The 14,723-nt window shown below is 61.6% G+C and carries 13 protein-coding genes; 7 read left to right on the top strand and 6 right to left on the bottom strand.

Annotation, left to right across the window (positions count from 1 at the left end; translation table 11 throughout):
• Positions 1-429 precede the first annotated feature (429 nt).
• Positions 430-1,521 carry an SDR family oxidoreductase gene (locus CVS27_RS01425; protein ID WP_103463950.1) on the top strand — a complete coding sequence of 364 codons (1,092 nt, stop codon included), beginning with the start codon at positions 430-432 and terminating at the stop codon, positions 1,519-1,521.
• 1,008 nt (positions 1,522-2,529) lie between these two features.
• Here the strand turns inward: CVS27_RS01425 and CVS27_RS01420 are convergent.
• A complete protein-coding gene (locus CVS27_RS01420) occupies positions 2,530-2,949 on the bottom strand; it encodes a DUF4259 domain-containing protein (RefSeq protein WP_103480366.1) in 420 nt (139 codons plus the stop codon).
• Between the two features lie 533 nt (positions 2,950-3,482).
• On the opposite strand from CVS27_RS01420, the gene CVS27_RS01415 reads away from it, so the two are divergent.
• Positions 3,483-3,950 carry a hypothetical protein gene (locus tag CVS27_RS01415; RefSeq protein ID WP_103463948.1) on the top strand — a complete coding sequence of 156 codons (468 nt, stop codon included), beginning with the start codon at positions 3,483-3,485 and terminating at the stop codon, positions 3,948-3,950.
• Positions 3,940-4,242: a transcriptional regulator gene (locus CVS27_RS01410; protein ID WP_103463947.1), complete on the top strand. Its 303-nt coding sequence runs from the start codon at positions 3,940-3,942 to the stop codon at positions 4,240-4,242. Before CVS27_RS01415 ends, CVS27_RS01410 begins: the two co-directional genes overlap by 11 nt.
• Before the next feature lie 552 nt (positions 4,243-4,794).
• Here the strand turns inward: CVS27_RS01410 and CVS27_RS01405 are convergent.
• Complete coding sequence (locus tag CVS27_RS01405; protein ID WP_243400008.1) at positions 4,795-5,271, bottom strand: FAD-dependent phenol hydoxylase family protein; 477 nt, start codon at positions 5,269-5,271, stop codon at positions 4,795-4,797.
• Between the two features lie 221 nt (positions 5,272-5,492).
• Between CVS27_RS01405 and CVS27_RS01400 the strand changes: the two genes are divergently transcribed.
• Positions 5,493-7,268: a plasmid pRiA4b ORF-3 family protein gene (locus tag CVS27_RS01400; RefSeq protein ID WP_165788231.1), complete on the top strand. Its 1,776-nt coding sequence runs from the start codon at positions 5,493-5,495 to the stop codon at positions 7,266-7,268.
• A gap of 72 nt (positions 7,269-7,340) precedes the next feature.
• On the opposite strand, the gene CVS27_RS01395 is transcribed toward CVS27_RS01400, so the two are convergent.
• Positions 7,341-8,252 carry a LysR family transcriptional regulator gene (locus CVS27_RS01395; RefSeq protein WP_103463945.1) on the bottom strand — a complete coding sequence of 304 codons (912 nt, stop codon included), beginning with the start codon at positions 8,250-8,252 and terminating at the stop codon, positions 7,341-7,343.
• 161 nt (positions 8,253-8,413) lie between these two features.
• Between CVS27_RS01395 and CVS27_RS01390 the strand changes: the two genes are divergently transcribed.
• Positions 8,414-9,796: an MFS transporter gene (locus CVS27_RS01390; protein ID WP_103463944.1), complete on the top strand. Its 1,383-nt coding sequence runs from the start codon at positions 8,414-8,416 to the stop codon at positions 9,794-9,796.
• Between the two features lie 195 nt (positions 9,797-9,991).
• Positions 9,992-10,957, top strand: a complete 966-nt coding sequence (locus CVS27_RS01385; protein ID WP_103463943.1) for an acyl-CoA thioesterase — start codon at positions 9,992-9,994, stop codon at positions 10,955-10,957.
• Between the two features lie 120 nt (positions 10,958-11,077).
• Here the strand turns inward: CVS27_RS01385 and CVS27_RS01380 are convergent, their stop codons facing one another.
• From CVS27_RS01380 to CVS27_RS01370, 3 genes are all read right to left on the bottom strand, one after another.
• Positions 11,078-11,314: a hypothetical protein gene (locus CVS27_RS01380; RefSeq protein WP_103463942.1), complete on the bottom strand. Its 237-nt coding sequence runs from the start codon at positions 11,312-11,314 to the stop codon at positions 11,078-11,080.
• Positions 11,315-11,511: 197 nt separating this feature from the next.
• Positions 11,512-11,985: a hypothetical protein gene (locus CVS27_RS01375; protein ID WP_103463941.1), complete on the bottom strand. Its 474-nt coding sequence runs from the start codon at positions 11,983-11,985 to the stop codon at positions 11,512-11,514.
• On the bottom strand, positions 11,966-13,912 hold the full coding sequence (locus CVS27_RS01370) for a primary-amine oxidase (RefSeq protein WP_103463940.1): 1,947 nt from the start codon (positions 13,910-13,912) through the stop codon (positions 11,966-11,968). Before CVS27_RS01370 ends, CVS27_RS01375 begins: the two co-directional genes overlap by 20 nt.
• Before the next feature lie 145 nt (positions 13,913-14,057).
• Between CVS27_RS01370 and CVS27_RS01365 the strand changes: the two genes are divergently transcribed.
• Positions 14,058-14,669, top strand: coding sequence for a TetR/AcrR family transcriptional regulator (locus tag CVS27_RS01365; protein ID WP_103463939.1), 612 nt, complete (start codon positions 14,058-14,060; stop codon positions 14,667-14,669).
• Positions 14,670-14,723: the final 54 nt, after the last annotated feature.

Here is a 14,723-nt window from a genome sequence, read left to right as displayed (position 1 = left end):
ACCGATCCCGGAGAAGCCGATCCGCGCCCAGTCGCTCCCGGGGTTGGAGCAGAATCGGAGCCGACCGGCTTCCGCAGGGTATGAACGATTCTCCGTGGCCTGTCGAGCGGACTGGTCCTTGAGGATCGAGACAGCTTTTCGCTCGCATCACGAATCCGATGCACTGCACTGACGATGCTGATGCTGATGCCGATGCTGATGCTCGAGAAGAGGACGATGAGTAGTAATACAACGAGCAGCCAAGTGATATCCATGCCCTAACTCTGTCAGGGCCCCGCAACAGAATCGAACGTCGGTTCTGCGTCCAACGGTTTGACGTCGCATCTGCGCCTGTCCCGTTGCAACTGGCAGCCTTGTTCTGCGGCCCGATAGCCTACCCCTGCGCGGATAGCCGGGAATATCTCACCTGTACCGTCGCTTGCCACCAGTATGACAATCGTGAACCAAACAGTCCAGGATGGACAGCGAACGGCGCTCGTGGTCGGAGCCTCGGGCATCGCCGGGTCCGCACTTGTGGAAACCCTCTCCGCCGCAGGCTGGTCGGTGCTGGCACTGGCCCGCAAGCCCGGCGCCAATCGCGACGGCGTGCGCTGGCTTTCCGCGGACCTGACCTCCCCCGAGTCTGTAGCAGCCATTCTCGCTCCGGAGCGTCCAACGCACGTGTTCTTCACGGCCTGGTCGCGGCAGGACACGGAAGAAGAGAACATTGCCGTCAACGCCGGGATGCTGCGCGGCCTCTTGGCCGCTCTTCGGGGCAAGCCCGTGGCACACGTGGCCCTCATGACAGGACTCAAGCACTACCTCGGCCCCTTCGAGGCCTACGCTGCCGGGGAGATGGCGGATACGCCGTTCCACGAGGAGGAACCGCGACTGCCCGTCCGGAACTTCTACTACGCACAGGAAGACGAGCTGTTCGCGGCATCCTCGGAACAGGGGTTCACGTGGTCCGTGCACCGCGCGCACACCGTCATTGGACACGCCGTAGGTAACGCCATGAACATGGGGCTCACGCTCGCCGCGCAGGCGACCCTGTGCAGGGCAACGGGAGAACCATTTGTCTTCCCGGGCTCCGAGACGCAGTGGAACGGGCTGACAGACATGACAGACGCCGGTCTACTGGCCGAACACATGCTGTGGGCTTCGACGACCCCCGGTGCTGCCAATGAGGCCTTCAACATCGTCAACGGGGACGTCTTCCGGTGGCGCTGGATGTGGCCGAAGCTCGCCGCCCATTTCGGCGTCGAATGGGAGGGGTACCATCGGGCCCCACGGCCCCTCGAGCAGGCGATGAAGGGGCGGGAGGACCAGTGGCGAGAGCTGGCACTGCGGCACGGGCTGGCCGAACAGCATCTGGACCGGATGGCTTCATGGTGGCATACGGACGGGGACCTGGGCCGCAACATTGAAGTGGTGGCAGACATGGGCAAAAGTAGGGCCGCCGGCTTTACCGGGTACCGCCGGACATTCGACGCTTTCATCTCGCTGTTCGACCGCTACCGAGCCGACCAACTCATCCCCTAAATGATGCCAGCCGCTGCCGGTGGCTGAAACACACAAGAGCTGTATGCGGGACCAACGTCCCCATCACGTCAAGAAAACCAAGAAATTCAGCACTCAGGAACCCTCCGGCTGGCCGGCAGCGCGGTGGTGTCGTGCTTGGTTGGGCAGGCCACTATCGACGATTCGGCTGCACAGATAAACGTGTGTCGAGGCCGCAGGACAAGAAATCTCAGCGGAACACAGCCTTGCCCCAGGTTGGGCGTCAGTTTTGGGTTGACCCATGGTCGGCATCTGTGGTGGCTCCGCATGGCGCCCGCCCGCAGCGCAGGATGCTCCTCGAACTCGGCACATCGGGCACCTCTCTGAGGCAATCACCAGGAAATGTCCGTCGTGGAAGCCACGGAGGGCCTCCTCGACATCTGCCCGCAATGCAAGTATCGTGCCGGCCTGATGCCCCATCCGGGGAAAATTGTCCTGCATGCGGAGCGCCGCATAAGACGGTCCCGGGCTGGTGGTGCGCGTTGGTTAGGAAAGTTCCCCTTGTTGGTGACGTCGTCCAGTTTTCACTTCCCAATGGCAAGCATGCATAGTGCCGGGCGCTACGAGACAGTTCAGTGTCCTTCTATGCTGTCTATGCTGTGATGTCATCGGTTCCAAAGACTCCACCCGAAGGTAGTCGCGATTTTTTATTCACCATTGACGTTTATTCTGATGTTCTCAGTTCTCGCGACAGTCCCGTGGTTGGGCATGATCCCGGTCTTGACGAAGACGATGACTGGCCACCGCCTAGCTCGATCAAAGACTGGGTTACTGGACATTACAGGATCTATTACAAAGGGGAAATGCGATGGTCACAGGACAATGAACATGAGGGACTTGAAATAACAGCGGCTTGGGATCGAGAAGCCATTATTGACAGGCTCTTGGTGTGCTGTCAAAGCAATGACGTCTAGAAATCGACGGGTCTTGTGCCACAGAGTGGCTGTGGCCAACTCGTTTGCCCTAGAGGCTACAGCAGCTGCCGAATCCTTAGTCGCCTAGACGCGAACGCCAGTGCGATACCTCGGCGCTAAACTCTGGGAATTCTCCTGATTCTTCCCACAGTTCTGCCAACTCATTGCCTCTCACGTCCTGCATCCGGTCTAGTACCTGTGATGCCTTCGTTCTGAGACGCTCAGGCACCGGATCGTTTGTTCGTGGCCAAGGTAATAGCACGTCCGTGGTTTTGCTTCCGAGCAGAGATGGTTCCTCCCAGGCGGCCACGAGTGCGGCGGCTGCGATTCCCACTGCCCCCGCCGGCGCCTCGATCTCATCTAAAGCGTCTAGTACAAAATCCAAGGCAGCTTCGAGAACTGGGACAATCTTCGCGAAGGTGTCAGCGTTGTCAAGCTCGTAGAGATAGTCAGCGGCGTCGTCGTTACCAAAGACTGACGCGTCCCATGTACCCATTTGTTTCGAACCCCTCACTTGATGCTCAACCAGCAAAATGTGGCTTGAAGTGAGTCTGCCATACGGGAGCAGGGCCCTGATCAGTTTCACTCAGAGCTTTTGTGGCATCGATTGAACAGGCCGATGCCCTTCTTTCAGGGAACGCGCAGTGGGACGGCTCTTCGTCGGAGGTTAGTGATGTGCAGTGGGCGGTGATCGCCCCGCTATTGCCGTCGAATGAGGGGCGGTGTGGTCATCCGTTAGGTGGTGACCGTCGTGTAGCGGACGGGGTCATCCATCGGTTCCTGGCAGAAGCACGGTTCGCGGCAGCTGTTGCTCGACCGCACCCAGGCCTGGACGAATCACTGCATGCCGCCGGCGCTATTGGCTTCCCTGCTCGCAACCTTGGCAGGGATCAGGGATGAAGCTGGTTTCGTCGTCACGATCGATCGTTGAGCAGAACAACTGGTCTGGGAAATCGTGAAGCGGTTGCTGATGGTCTGCAAGTCAGCACGAAGTTGCTTAACCGCAAGTAAAGTGATTGACTCAACCGCATGGAAAGTCAATTGGAGAATCCACGGGACCCAGCATCCGTGCGTGAGTCGCTCAAGGCGATCAGTACCGACCGTGATCGGATCGGTGAACGAGTCACTGCAGAAACGTGGTGGGTTGCACCTGCGCAGGGCTTGGGCGCTGCGCTTATCATCGTGGCCCCCGCGGCCGGGCTGGCATGGGCATGGCTGCCCTTTGTGCTCAGCATGGGGATCTTCATCGGTGTTGAGGTGCTTTTCCGCAAGCGCAGTGGCCTCGGCATTACCCGACCGGCGGGTCCTCGCGGGCTCTGGTTGTTGGTTGCGCTCTTCGTAATCATTTTCTTCTCGCTGATGATCAGCCTGGTGCTCGCGCTGCTCGGTCTGATCGGGTGGATTGTCGGCGTAGCTGTGGCCGCGGGTGTCGCCACCGCACTCATCATCGTGGAATATGACCGCGCGTATGCTGCCGAGGTGCGCCATGCGGGCTGAGCCCTACTTTAATGAGGCGATCCACGCACCAACCCGGCTGCGCCTGTGTGCAATGCTGCGCCCGCTTGCCGAGGCGGACTTCGCTGCAATTGCCGCAACCCTGGAGATCAGCGAGGCCAACCTGTCAAAGACCGTAAGAAACCTCGTCGAAATCGGCTATCTCGTCACAAGCAAACAAGCCTCCCCGCAACGTACGGACGCGCGCCAGACGACAACGGTCAAGCTCACCGCGCAGGGTCGCCGGGCCTTCGATGGGCACCTCGCGGCGCTGCGGTCGATGGCCGGTGACTAGGGCATGTCTCCCATATCCGCCTTGATTGACGCACGACCATAGGCATGACTCTTCTGTTCCAGGGTTTTCATCGTTTGAGTGATGTGCATCGGGCGGTGACCACCCCGTTGTTCCCGTCGGATCAGGGGTGGTGTTCTCATCCGTTCGGTGATGACCGTCGTGTCGTGGACGGGATGATTTGCACGCGACAAACGCCAGCACCCCGGCCAGGGTCCCGCAAGAGGGTCCTTGACCGGACAAATCCCGTGCTGACCTGCAGTGTTGTCGCGCCTCGTATTGGGCCGTCCCGTAAGAGCCGTCCGGTGTTGCTTCGATCGATAGAATCCCGCGGGCCCTGTGCGGGACACTATTTCAAGGTCATTCAGACTTCGTTAGTCGTGGTGGCCACGCAAGAAGTGAGCCCTCTGATGGGACATCCATGCCCGCCCACTTTAACGCCGCGGAAGCATGATCACATCGAAGAAATCGGCCAGCCCCCGGGCGGACCACCACCACAGCACCGCCGCGGTCAATCCCGCGAGCCTCAAAGATGTCATTGGCCGGATCCGATGCTTAGACCAGCTCGTAGTCGACGAGCCCAAACGGGCCGGTGCGCGCCATGAACGTCGCTGGCACACGACGCAGGTCAACGCCCTCAAAGTCCTGCTGGGCAATGAGCTTCACGTCAAACTCCTTGTCGATGTCCGCCCCCGCAGGAGTGTATTTCAGCAGCGGCGACTCGGTAGATGCGGACAGCCACCGGGCCCAGTCCGCCAGAAAGGACCGTTCCCGCACTGCCGCGGCATCCGCAAAGGCGTAGATGCGCCAGCGGCCGTCGGCCCGGTGGTGGCGGCCCAACTGCGCCGGGTTGGAGTCAGCCACCCTGACCACCGGCACCGACTTGAACCGTTTGCCGACCGGGAATCCGGTGGCCAGCTTCTGGTGCACGGCGTCAGCCACGATCATGGACGGCTGGGACTGGGCCATGAAGCCTGCCGGAAACTCGAACGTCCGCACATAGATGTCCTCCAGCTCTGCGGAGTCCTCCATGTCCTCCTGCCGCATTGCCGTCAGCGCGGACCACTGAAAATCAAAGGAGAATCTCTGTGATCATCATGTGTCATCTGGGCACCCCCATCCAGGGGCGGCCGCGCTCCCGGCGTGCACGACGGCGTGACTCGCCCAGGCGCCCGCCCCCGCCCCACGCCGCAATCCGGTTACGGTTACGGTTACGGTTGAACTTAACAGTCTCCGTCCCTCGAAGGAATCACGTGGCTAAGAAGTCCCAGACGTCCCGCTCCGGCAATCCGGCAGCATCCGCCAAGCCCAAATCAGTGCTCTCCTTCACGGATGCTGTGGCGCAGCGGGCACTGGATCCCATCCTGCCCGCATTCCGCGCCTGGGCCGACGCAGCAGGCGTGGACCCTGAACAGCTCGACTGGCTTTGCGAACTGTTGATGAACTTCTTCAAGAACTACGCCCAAAGCGTCCCTGCCGTGGATGCAAGCAACCTTGAAGTCCCCATGACGGCTAAAATTCTTGAATCTGCGGGGGAATTCCACCCTGAAATGCGGCTAGGCATCGGGCTGGCCCTGAACACGTACCTGCAGTTCCTGTCATCAACACTTGCCTGGACGGGGACCCAAAACGATCTGGCACAGCTGTTGCACATGACAGGCCCGGAACGCGCGGCAGCTAGCAGCGCGCTTTCGAAATATGTGGCTCTCCCGCAGCTCACGCCGCAGGAGGCTGGCGCCGCACGCGCGGAACTGGTTTTCGTGCAACGCGCCGTAGCACTGCTGGCGTGGATTGGCGAGGGCCGCAAGCTCACAGACTCGCGGCTTTTGCTCCGCAAGGACATCGCCGAGGCCGCCGCCTGCGTCGGCATGAATGCCGTCGGATCAGCCACGTCCAGGCACGATCCCATGGCAGCCCCTGACGCGCCACGGCGGGTGACCTCCATGGTCGAGCTGCCGCGCCTGATGCAATACTGGCAAGCGCTGATTGATGCGAGGTTGATTGTTGTCTCGGCGAACCACGTCAAGGCGAGCCGAATCGGCAAGCAGCTGCGCACCAATCCTGCCGGCGCCGAGCATGACACCGAGGTGCTGGCCTACTTCCTGTACTACGACTTCGTCATCCCCTACGGCGCCTTTGACCCCGAAGAATCGATCCATGCCTTGGTTGCCATGGCCCTGGCGGACGCCGCGTCCAACAAGCCCGTGGAAGCGGACACCCTCTTTGGGCCAAGTATCCTCACCGATCCCAGGGCATTTCAGGCAGTGGTGGTGGGTTCGCAGATCCGCCAGGCGGCCGAGGAGGGCCTGGTGGAGATCGGCGCACACATCGTGGTCCCGCCAGCCCTGCGCAGTCCACTCGCCTCCGCGCTAAGGCTCCTCGATGACAAGACGGAGGAACTCGCAGCGGAGGCCGCAGCGCAGAACCGGGCAGCCACCCGTGCGCCGTCGGAAGCCACCTACCAGCTCAAAATCCAGGTCGATGGCATCACTCCGGCCGTGTGGCGCCGTGTGCATGTTCCCGCCGAGATCGCCCTGGACGAGCTTCACCAGGTCATTCAGCGCCTGTTCGCGTGGGAGGACCGCCACCTGCATGAATTCCGGATCGGTGATCACACCACAGGGGTTCACTATGCCCCCGACGATCCCGAGGCCGATCATTGGGGTACGCCTCCCTTGGATGAAAGGAATGTTCCCTTGAATTCCTTGCTATCGGCACCCTCTGACGCCATGCATTACCAGTACGACTTTGGCGACGATTGGGAGCACACCATCACGCTGGAGGAAGTCTTGCCGGCGGCTGAGCCAGGAAAGCTACCGCAGCTCACCGAGGGCGCCGGACACGCACCACAAGAAGACTCATTCGGTCCGCACGGTTGGATGGACAAGGTGGCCACCTCCCGCGATGCCAACCATCCGGAGCACCGGAACATCCGCGCGTGGCTTGGGCTGCGCAAGGGCCAAGACATCGACCCGGACTCGTTTGACGCAGCGGCCGTCAAAAAGCGGCTGAATGGGCTGGCTCTCTAGACCTGCAGGCTGCAACTACGGCAGCCTTGCTGCGTGGCCGGCGGCTGCCTCCAACACTCAACAGCGGCCAGGCTAGTCCGGCGGAACCCTGAACGTCTCGACAGTAAAATCAAGCAGTGCCTGCGCGCGGGGACTGAGCCGGGAACCCTCGAGCCAAATAGCCGACATGGTGGTCTGGCTGACCGGTGGAGACAGCGGGCGCACCGCCACCGGGAGTCCCTCCATGGAGATCGGTGACCAGTTCGGACGGGACATCAAGAGCCCGTAGCCCAACCCGCGACCCACCAGGGCTTGGACCAGAATGATCTGTGGCATGTGCGCCACAATGGTCGGGCGAAGGCCGCGGTCCGCAAAGACCCGGTGGGTGTTGGCCGTACTGGGGCTGGAGTCGTACATGATCAACGGTTCCTGGGCCAGCTCAGGCAAATCGACAGTTTCCTGCCGCGTCAGCGGATGGTCAACGGGCAGCACCGCCTGCAGCTCGGTTTCATAGATGGTTTGGCGCTGCAATCCAAGCGGCAGCTGCATGTCGTAAACAATGGCCAGGTCCAGTCGGCCGTTCTCCAGCGCGGGCAGCAACTCGTCATGTGTGCCCACCACGACCTCCACATCCACGCCGGGATGGAGTTTGGGGAATCCTCCCAATATGGCGGGCAAAACACTGGCGGCGAAGCTGGCGAAGCAGCCCAGCTTGACCGGTCCCTTCAGCTGCCCGGCCGCCCCGCTCATCTCAGCTACCAGGTCCTCCGCCTCGGTCAGAAGCGCCCGGGCCCGTACAGCAAAGTATTCCCCGGCAGGGGTCAGCTTCAGTCCCCTCGCCTTGCGGCGGATGCACAGCTGCTCGCCTACCGCGCGTTCCAGTCGTGTAATTGCCTGTGAGAGCGCGGACTCGGAGAAATGCAGGGAGGCTGCCGCGTCGCTGAGCGTGGAAAAGTCTGCCAGCGCCACAAACAGTTCCAACTGGCGCAGAGTGAACTTGGACAAGGCATCCTACTTTCATAAAACCGAATAAGTTTGACTACTTTCATAAGTTTACTCACGGTAATTTTACTGTGACACTGATTACATACCGTCACTCGGTCCGCAACCGCAATGGTGCGCAGGGGCCGGCCGGTATCTTCGGACCAAATTCAAGGACTACAACCATGAGCAGCTCAAGAGCAGTCGACACACGGCGCACGCAGAGACGCGTCGCGTTTGCAACCCTCATCGGCACCACCGTCGAGTGGTACGACTATTTCATCTACGCCACAGCCGCCGGCCTGGTGTTTGCCCAGCTGTTCTTTGGGCCGGCTGGCGCCCAGATCGGTCTGCTGCTTGCCTTCGCTTCCGTGGGCATCAGCTTCCTGTTCCGCCCGCTCGGCGCGTTCCTGGCCGGCCACTACGGCGACAAGATTGGCCGCAAGGCCATGCTCGTGCTGACCCTTTTGCTGATGGGCCTCAGCACCATGCTCATCGGCTTGCTGCCCACCTATGCCACGGCGGGCGTGCTGGCTCCCATAATGTTGCTGATCCTGCGCATCCTGCAGGGCATCTCGGCAGGTGGCGAATGGGGCGGCGCCGTCCTGATGGCTGTTGAGCATGCACCCGCCAACAAGCGCGGACGGGCTGGCTCGTTCCCGCAGCTGGGCGTCCCCTTGGGTCTGCTGCTGGCTTCCGGCGTCACGGCGCTGATGACAGGGGTCATCGCCCCCGGCGACGCTTTCCTGGAGTGGGGCTGGCGCATCCCGTTCCTGCTCAGCTTCGTCCTGATCGGCGTTGGCTACTTTGTGCGCCGCGCCGTGGAGGAGAGCCCGGTTTTCCTGGAAATCGCAGAAATGAAGCTGCAGCCCAAGGTTCCCATCCTCGAGCTGTTCCGCAAGCATTGGCGCCTGGTCATCCTGGCTGCTCTGGTTTTTGTCGGCAACAACGCCGTCGGCTACATGGCCACGGGAGGGTTCATCCCCAGCTACGCCACCAACCCCGACGGCATCGTGGGCCTGGGGAAGACCCCCGTATTGCTCGCCATGACATTTGCGGCAGCCATGTGGCTCATCTTCACGGCTCTGGCAGGCGGCATGGCCGACAAAATTGGGCGTAAGCGCACCTACATTATCGGGTACACCGTCATGGCCCTCACGGTGTTTCCACTGTTCCTGCTGATCAACACCGGCGAACTCTGGGCCCTGTACCTGGCGCTGCTGCTGCTGACCTTTGGCCTCGGCCTGACCTATGGCCCGCAGGCCGCCTGGTACAGCGAGATCTTCCCGGCCTCGGTGCGTTTTTCCGGCGTTTCCATCTCCTACGCCCTCGGCGCCATTCTGGGCGGGGCTTTCTCCCCCTTGATCGCCCAGTGGCTGCTGCAGGCCACCGGCACCAGCCTCGCCATCTCCGGCTACCTGCTGCTCACCACGCTCATCGGCCTGGCCGCGGTCATCATGCTCAAGGACCGCTCCGGGATAGACCTCAGCATTACCAACCAGCACGAGCAGGAGGTTGGCGCCACCATCTTTGACAAGCGCAAGCCAGCCGCTGCTTCTACGCGGTAATACCCAAGGGAAGTACGACGGCGGCACCCACCTTGCGTGGGTGCCGCCGTCGTACTTTGTCCAGGGTGGTTGGGCTGGCGGTCTGGCTGCCATGCTCGGAAACGAAGGATTTCAAGAGGTATGAATGTGACGGGAGAAACAGCGTATGAGACTTGTTCGCATTTAGACCTTCCATCACTTCAATAGACTCGTTTCATGAGCGAGACTGGCGCCAATTCCGTGACCCTTCGTTTCCTTGCGGCCCCCACTGACGTCGGCCACAGCGGCTCTGTGGATGCCGGCACTGTGCTGGAGTGGGTGGACAAGGCGGCCTACGCCGCTGCGGTGGGCTGGGCTAAGTCCTATTGCGTGACGGCCTATGTGGGCAACATCCACTTTGCGGACCCTGTCAATAGCGGAGACATGGTGGAGGTGGAGGCAACGATTGTCTATACCGGACGCTCATCGATGCACATTCGCACTGTGGTGTCCTCGGGCGATCCTAGGGGTGGAATCCCCACGATGCGCAGTCAGTGCATCGTGATATTCGTGGCCGTGGGCCCGGACGGCAAACCAACTGCGGTGACGCCCTTTGAGCCCGCCACGCAGGAGGAGATTGAACACCGCGATAATGCCCTGGCCCGGATCAAAGTCCGGGAGGAGGTTGTGGCGGCCATGAAGGCGCAGGAATACACCGATGCCGGGACGGCCGAGCGTGTGGTCTTGAGATTCATGGCCGCCCCCACGGACGTGAACTGGGGTGGCAAGGTTCACGGCGGGATCGTGATGAAGTGGATCGATGAAGCAGCATATGTGTGCGCATCACGCTACTGCGGGAACGACACCGTGGCGGTATTCTCCGGCGGCGTTCGGTTCTACCGGCCACTGCTGATCGGCCACGTGGTGGAAGTCGAGGCCCGGCTGGTCTACACGGGAACGAAGGGCATGCACATCGCAGTCCACGTCAGGTCAGGCGATCCCAAAGGACATGAGATGAACCTGACCACCTACTGCCTGACCGTGATGGTGACACGGGACGACGCCGGCAACTCACTGCCGGTTCCGCACTGGGTTCCCCTGTCAGATGAAGACAAGCGCTTGCACTCCCATGCCCGGGATCTGCTCGAAATCCGCGGCCGTGCGCCGGGAAACAGGCTCCCAAACCACCTCCTGCCGGAATGACGTCCGACTACCGGGGTCTGACTCTTGCGGGCATCAAGAGCGGCGGCCTTCGTGCATTCTTCACAGAAAACCTGGTAGAGCCGTAATTCACGACCACCCCATACTGGGGGCTTGATCGGGTCATCGAACCGAATTCGGATTCCCGTCGCGTTGTAGGAGGCATTCGCGATCTCTGGTGCCAGACCGGGCAGCCATGACCGCGAAGGTGGTGACGGCCCGGCCCGGAAAACTCAGCTTCATGATCCACCCAAAAGGGATTACGGCCAGGTTGCTTTCGGCGGCGCTGACCACACTGTAGTGCGGCGGCAGAAACTGGAGCACGACGTCGATGCCGATGTAGACGGCGACACCGGCCATGGCTGCGGTGGCAAACCGCCGTCGGGCATTGTCAGGGGGACTGCGGCCTTATGGCTCCAACTATGCACACCGAAGTGCTTTCCCGCGTGCGGCTCCGATCCTTCCCACTTCACAACTATTTACAATGCCGTTGACTCAGTATTCTCCTGGAGCTGATTGGGCAGCACGCAGTTGGCTTGGCCCGGCGTAGGGACCAGCTATTGCGCGGTGCATGTTCGCGAGCGCCGCATCACCAACGCCGCCAGCATTGCCACGGCCAGTTCAAGGGCTACGATGCCCAACATCGCGGAAGGCTGCGGATGCGAGCCAGCCGTCCGGGTGACCATCGACCCCACGCCGGCGTGGTGGGGCCCCGCCATGGAACCCGGCCCCAAGAGAAATCCAGTGTGCACGGCCACCATGACCAGGGACATCACGAAAAGACCCTGCACTGCCTGCTCGTGGCCGCGGCGCCACATGGCCACGGCGCACGGAAGGCAGACGGCGGCCATGAGCAGCATCAACGCACTTTCCCACAGCATGGCGCGGTGCACCCACGCCATCAACACATGTGCCCCGACGGATGCCACTGCGACGGCCGCGCACAGGCGGACCGGCAGCCCGGCCCGCCCATCTCTAATGGTTCTGGCACTGCTGGCCCTGTTTACCGTGTCAGCAGTGGCAGTTGTCATCGCCGCCAGCTCCACCACAATGGCTGGCACCGGCCGGGCTGCTGGCCGGCACGTCAAGGACCGGGCTGCGGTCAAAGAAGCCCTCCGGGCGTAGTTTGAAGCCCACAGTGTCGACAGGCATGATGGGCCAGTCCTCCACGCGAGGGAAATGCGTCAGCCCAAAGGTGTGCCAGAGGACAATGTCCTGGCCGTCGAGATCACGGTCCGCCGCAATGAATGACGGCAGCCCCGCCCCGCCTGAATGCTGGTTGACGAAGTCACCCGTCGGGTAGCGCTCCTCCTGCGCAAATTGCGTCACCCACAGGTCTTTCGTGGCAAATGTGGCACGCTGGGCCACCGAGGATTCCGGGTCAGCCAACAGCATGGGCTGGCCCTGGGGATGAAGCTTGTAGGCCACCGGCTCCCCCAGCCGATTCAGTGAGGTTGGGTTGGAAACAACCCAGGTCCGGCCGGCGCGCATGTCCGCCTCGCGGACTGCCTGGGACTCCGTGGCCAGAACGGTGCGCTTGCGGGTGAATGCATTGCCGCGTTCATTCCCGACGCCCATCGGCACGCGAACCACGTCTTCCTCTTCCACCCTATTGACCAGCCCGTCCACGGCCATGTCAAGGCGCGCCCCGAACAGGTGCTGGTGGTACGGCGCGCCGAGCCCCGGCGCCAATTCGGAGGCATAGGGGTACCCCTTGCCGGGGTAGGCGCTGGTGAAGACGATGCCGGTGGCCTTGGCCTCGAACTCGATGGTGCCATCCAGGTAGAGGTACCAGTAAAAGCCGTAGTCGTAGTTGCCAATGGTCGTGAAGAAGGAGATCACCATGCGGCGGTTGCGCCGAGTGTAGTCAATCCCGGTCCACAGATCCGAATGCTTGGAGAGGATGGACCAGTCTTCCTCATGCATGCAGATGCCGTTGCGGATCTCGCGGGGGTTGCCGAAGGCGTCGCTGATGACGGGGCTTAGGTAGGTGATCTCGCCGAGGCAGTCGCAGCCAAGCTCCAAGGAGTTGGCGTATTGGCCCACCTGGTATTCGCCGGTATCGAAGTAGTTTTGCCAGGACCGCACGGGAGAGGGGTCGCCATAGGGCACCACCATCTCGGCGATGGATGCGCGGTTGATGATGGAACGTTTCCGCCCGCCGTCATTGAACGCCAGGTTGTGCAGGACCACTCCTTCACGGGCGTCGAACCCAACGTCAAGGCTCCACTTCTCCCACTCGATGTGGTTACCGCCTGTGAGTACAAAACTGGGGCCATCAGGTTGCGTGATGCTGATCGGCTTTTGTGTTTCCCGCAGGGGACCAGTCAGCCCGGGGTCCGCGTAGTTGCCATGTTCGGCGGGGACGGGGACCGCACCAAAGTCCAGCACCGCATCAACGGTCTTGTTGGTCACATCAACGTAGGCAACCAGGCCGTCCACCGGGTGCGCCCAGGCGCTGTCTTCCGGGAAGTCCTGAACAAAGGCAAGCCCGCGCAGAATGCGTCGTCCCTTTTCTTCGGGGTAGTCAAAAACACCCGCGGACAGGGGTGCCACGCGCACCTTGGCAACGTCCAACTTTCGAACCGCAAGGGCCTTTAGCCATTCGGGGTGCGTGGCAAGAATTTCCTCCACCGCAGCGAACTCTTCTTCCAGAACGGGCAGCTCCCCCGTGACCGCCGTGTCCAGCTCGACGGCGGACTCCACGGTGCCGCTGGTCACCGAAACCACAGCATCCTTGGGCACACCGCCGGAAACGTCGTGCAGAAAAACGCGGTATCGGCGGTTCACTGACGAGTCGTCCTGCTGCCCCCGAGGTGGATCCAAGAGACCCAGATAAGCGATGCGCGCTGACTCCCCCAGTAGCCCGGCGGTCTGAAGGATTTCTCGCACGGAGGTAATTTCAGCGGCCGAGGCCAGCGCGAGTGGCGCGACGTCGACGTCGTTGGTGACTGTCATGACTGCTCTTTTCGTGGGTGGGCGGCCGGAAACCGGTCGTTCACGTTTTTTTATTCTATGGTTGTAGAGAATACACACACGTAAGATGCATCACAAGGGATCAAGCCATATCGCCCGGTCCGCACCGCCCGTCTGGAGAAATGAATTGCCGAAAATTGTCAACCATGACCAGCGGCGGCTCGAGCTGGTCGACGCCACCTGGCGCATCATTGCCCAGCACGGGATCGAGGGCGCCACCATGCGTGAGATCGCTGCGGAGGCAGGCTTTGCCAATGGTGCACTGAAGCCCTACTTCCCCACGAAGGACAGCCTCATCACCTTCGCGTTCGGGCACGTCTTCAATCGGACCAACCAGCGCATTGCGGAGCGGACCGCCGGAAAAGTGGGCATAGAGGCGCTGCACGGCTTCTGCCAGGAGGTGCTGCCGCTGGACGAGGACCGCATCAACGAGGCCCGGATTGTCATCCCCTTCTGGCAGAAAGCCCTCACTGATGCCACCAAGACCGAACTGCATGAATCATCCATGCACCAGTGGCGCGCCGGACTGCAAGTGCACCTGCGCCAGGCGCGAAGCAGGGGCGAAGTCACAGTACCAATCAAGGACGAGGACATCATCAACCAGCTGATGTGCATACTCTTGGGCGCCCAGATCATTGCCGCCATGTCACCCGGGGAACATTTGCCAGCCCAGTTGAACGCCCAGCTGGACGCGTACCTGCTGCTCCTGGACCCCGCCCACGCAATTGAGAGCCGGTAGTGGTAATTTTTATTCGCCGACTGTTGAAAATAAGTGACAGGGACCACATGAGTC

This window comes from Arthrobacter glacialis (assembly GCF_002909445.1).
In the GTDB taxonomy this organism is placed as follows: Bacteria; Actinomycetota; Actinomycetes; order Actinomycetales; family Micrococcaceae; genus Specibacter; species Specibacter glacialis.
The sequence above is the reverse complement of the archived record's forward strand: the minus strand, read 5'-3'. Positions and strand labels throughout refer to the sequence as shown.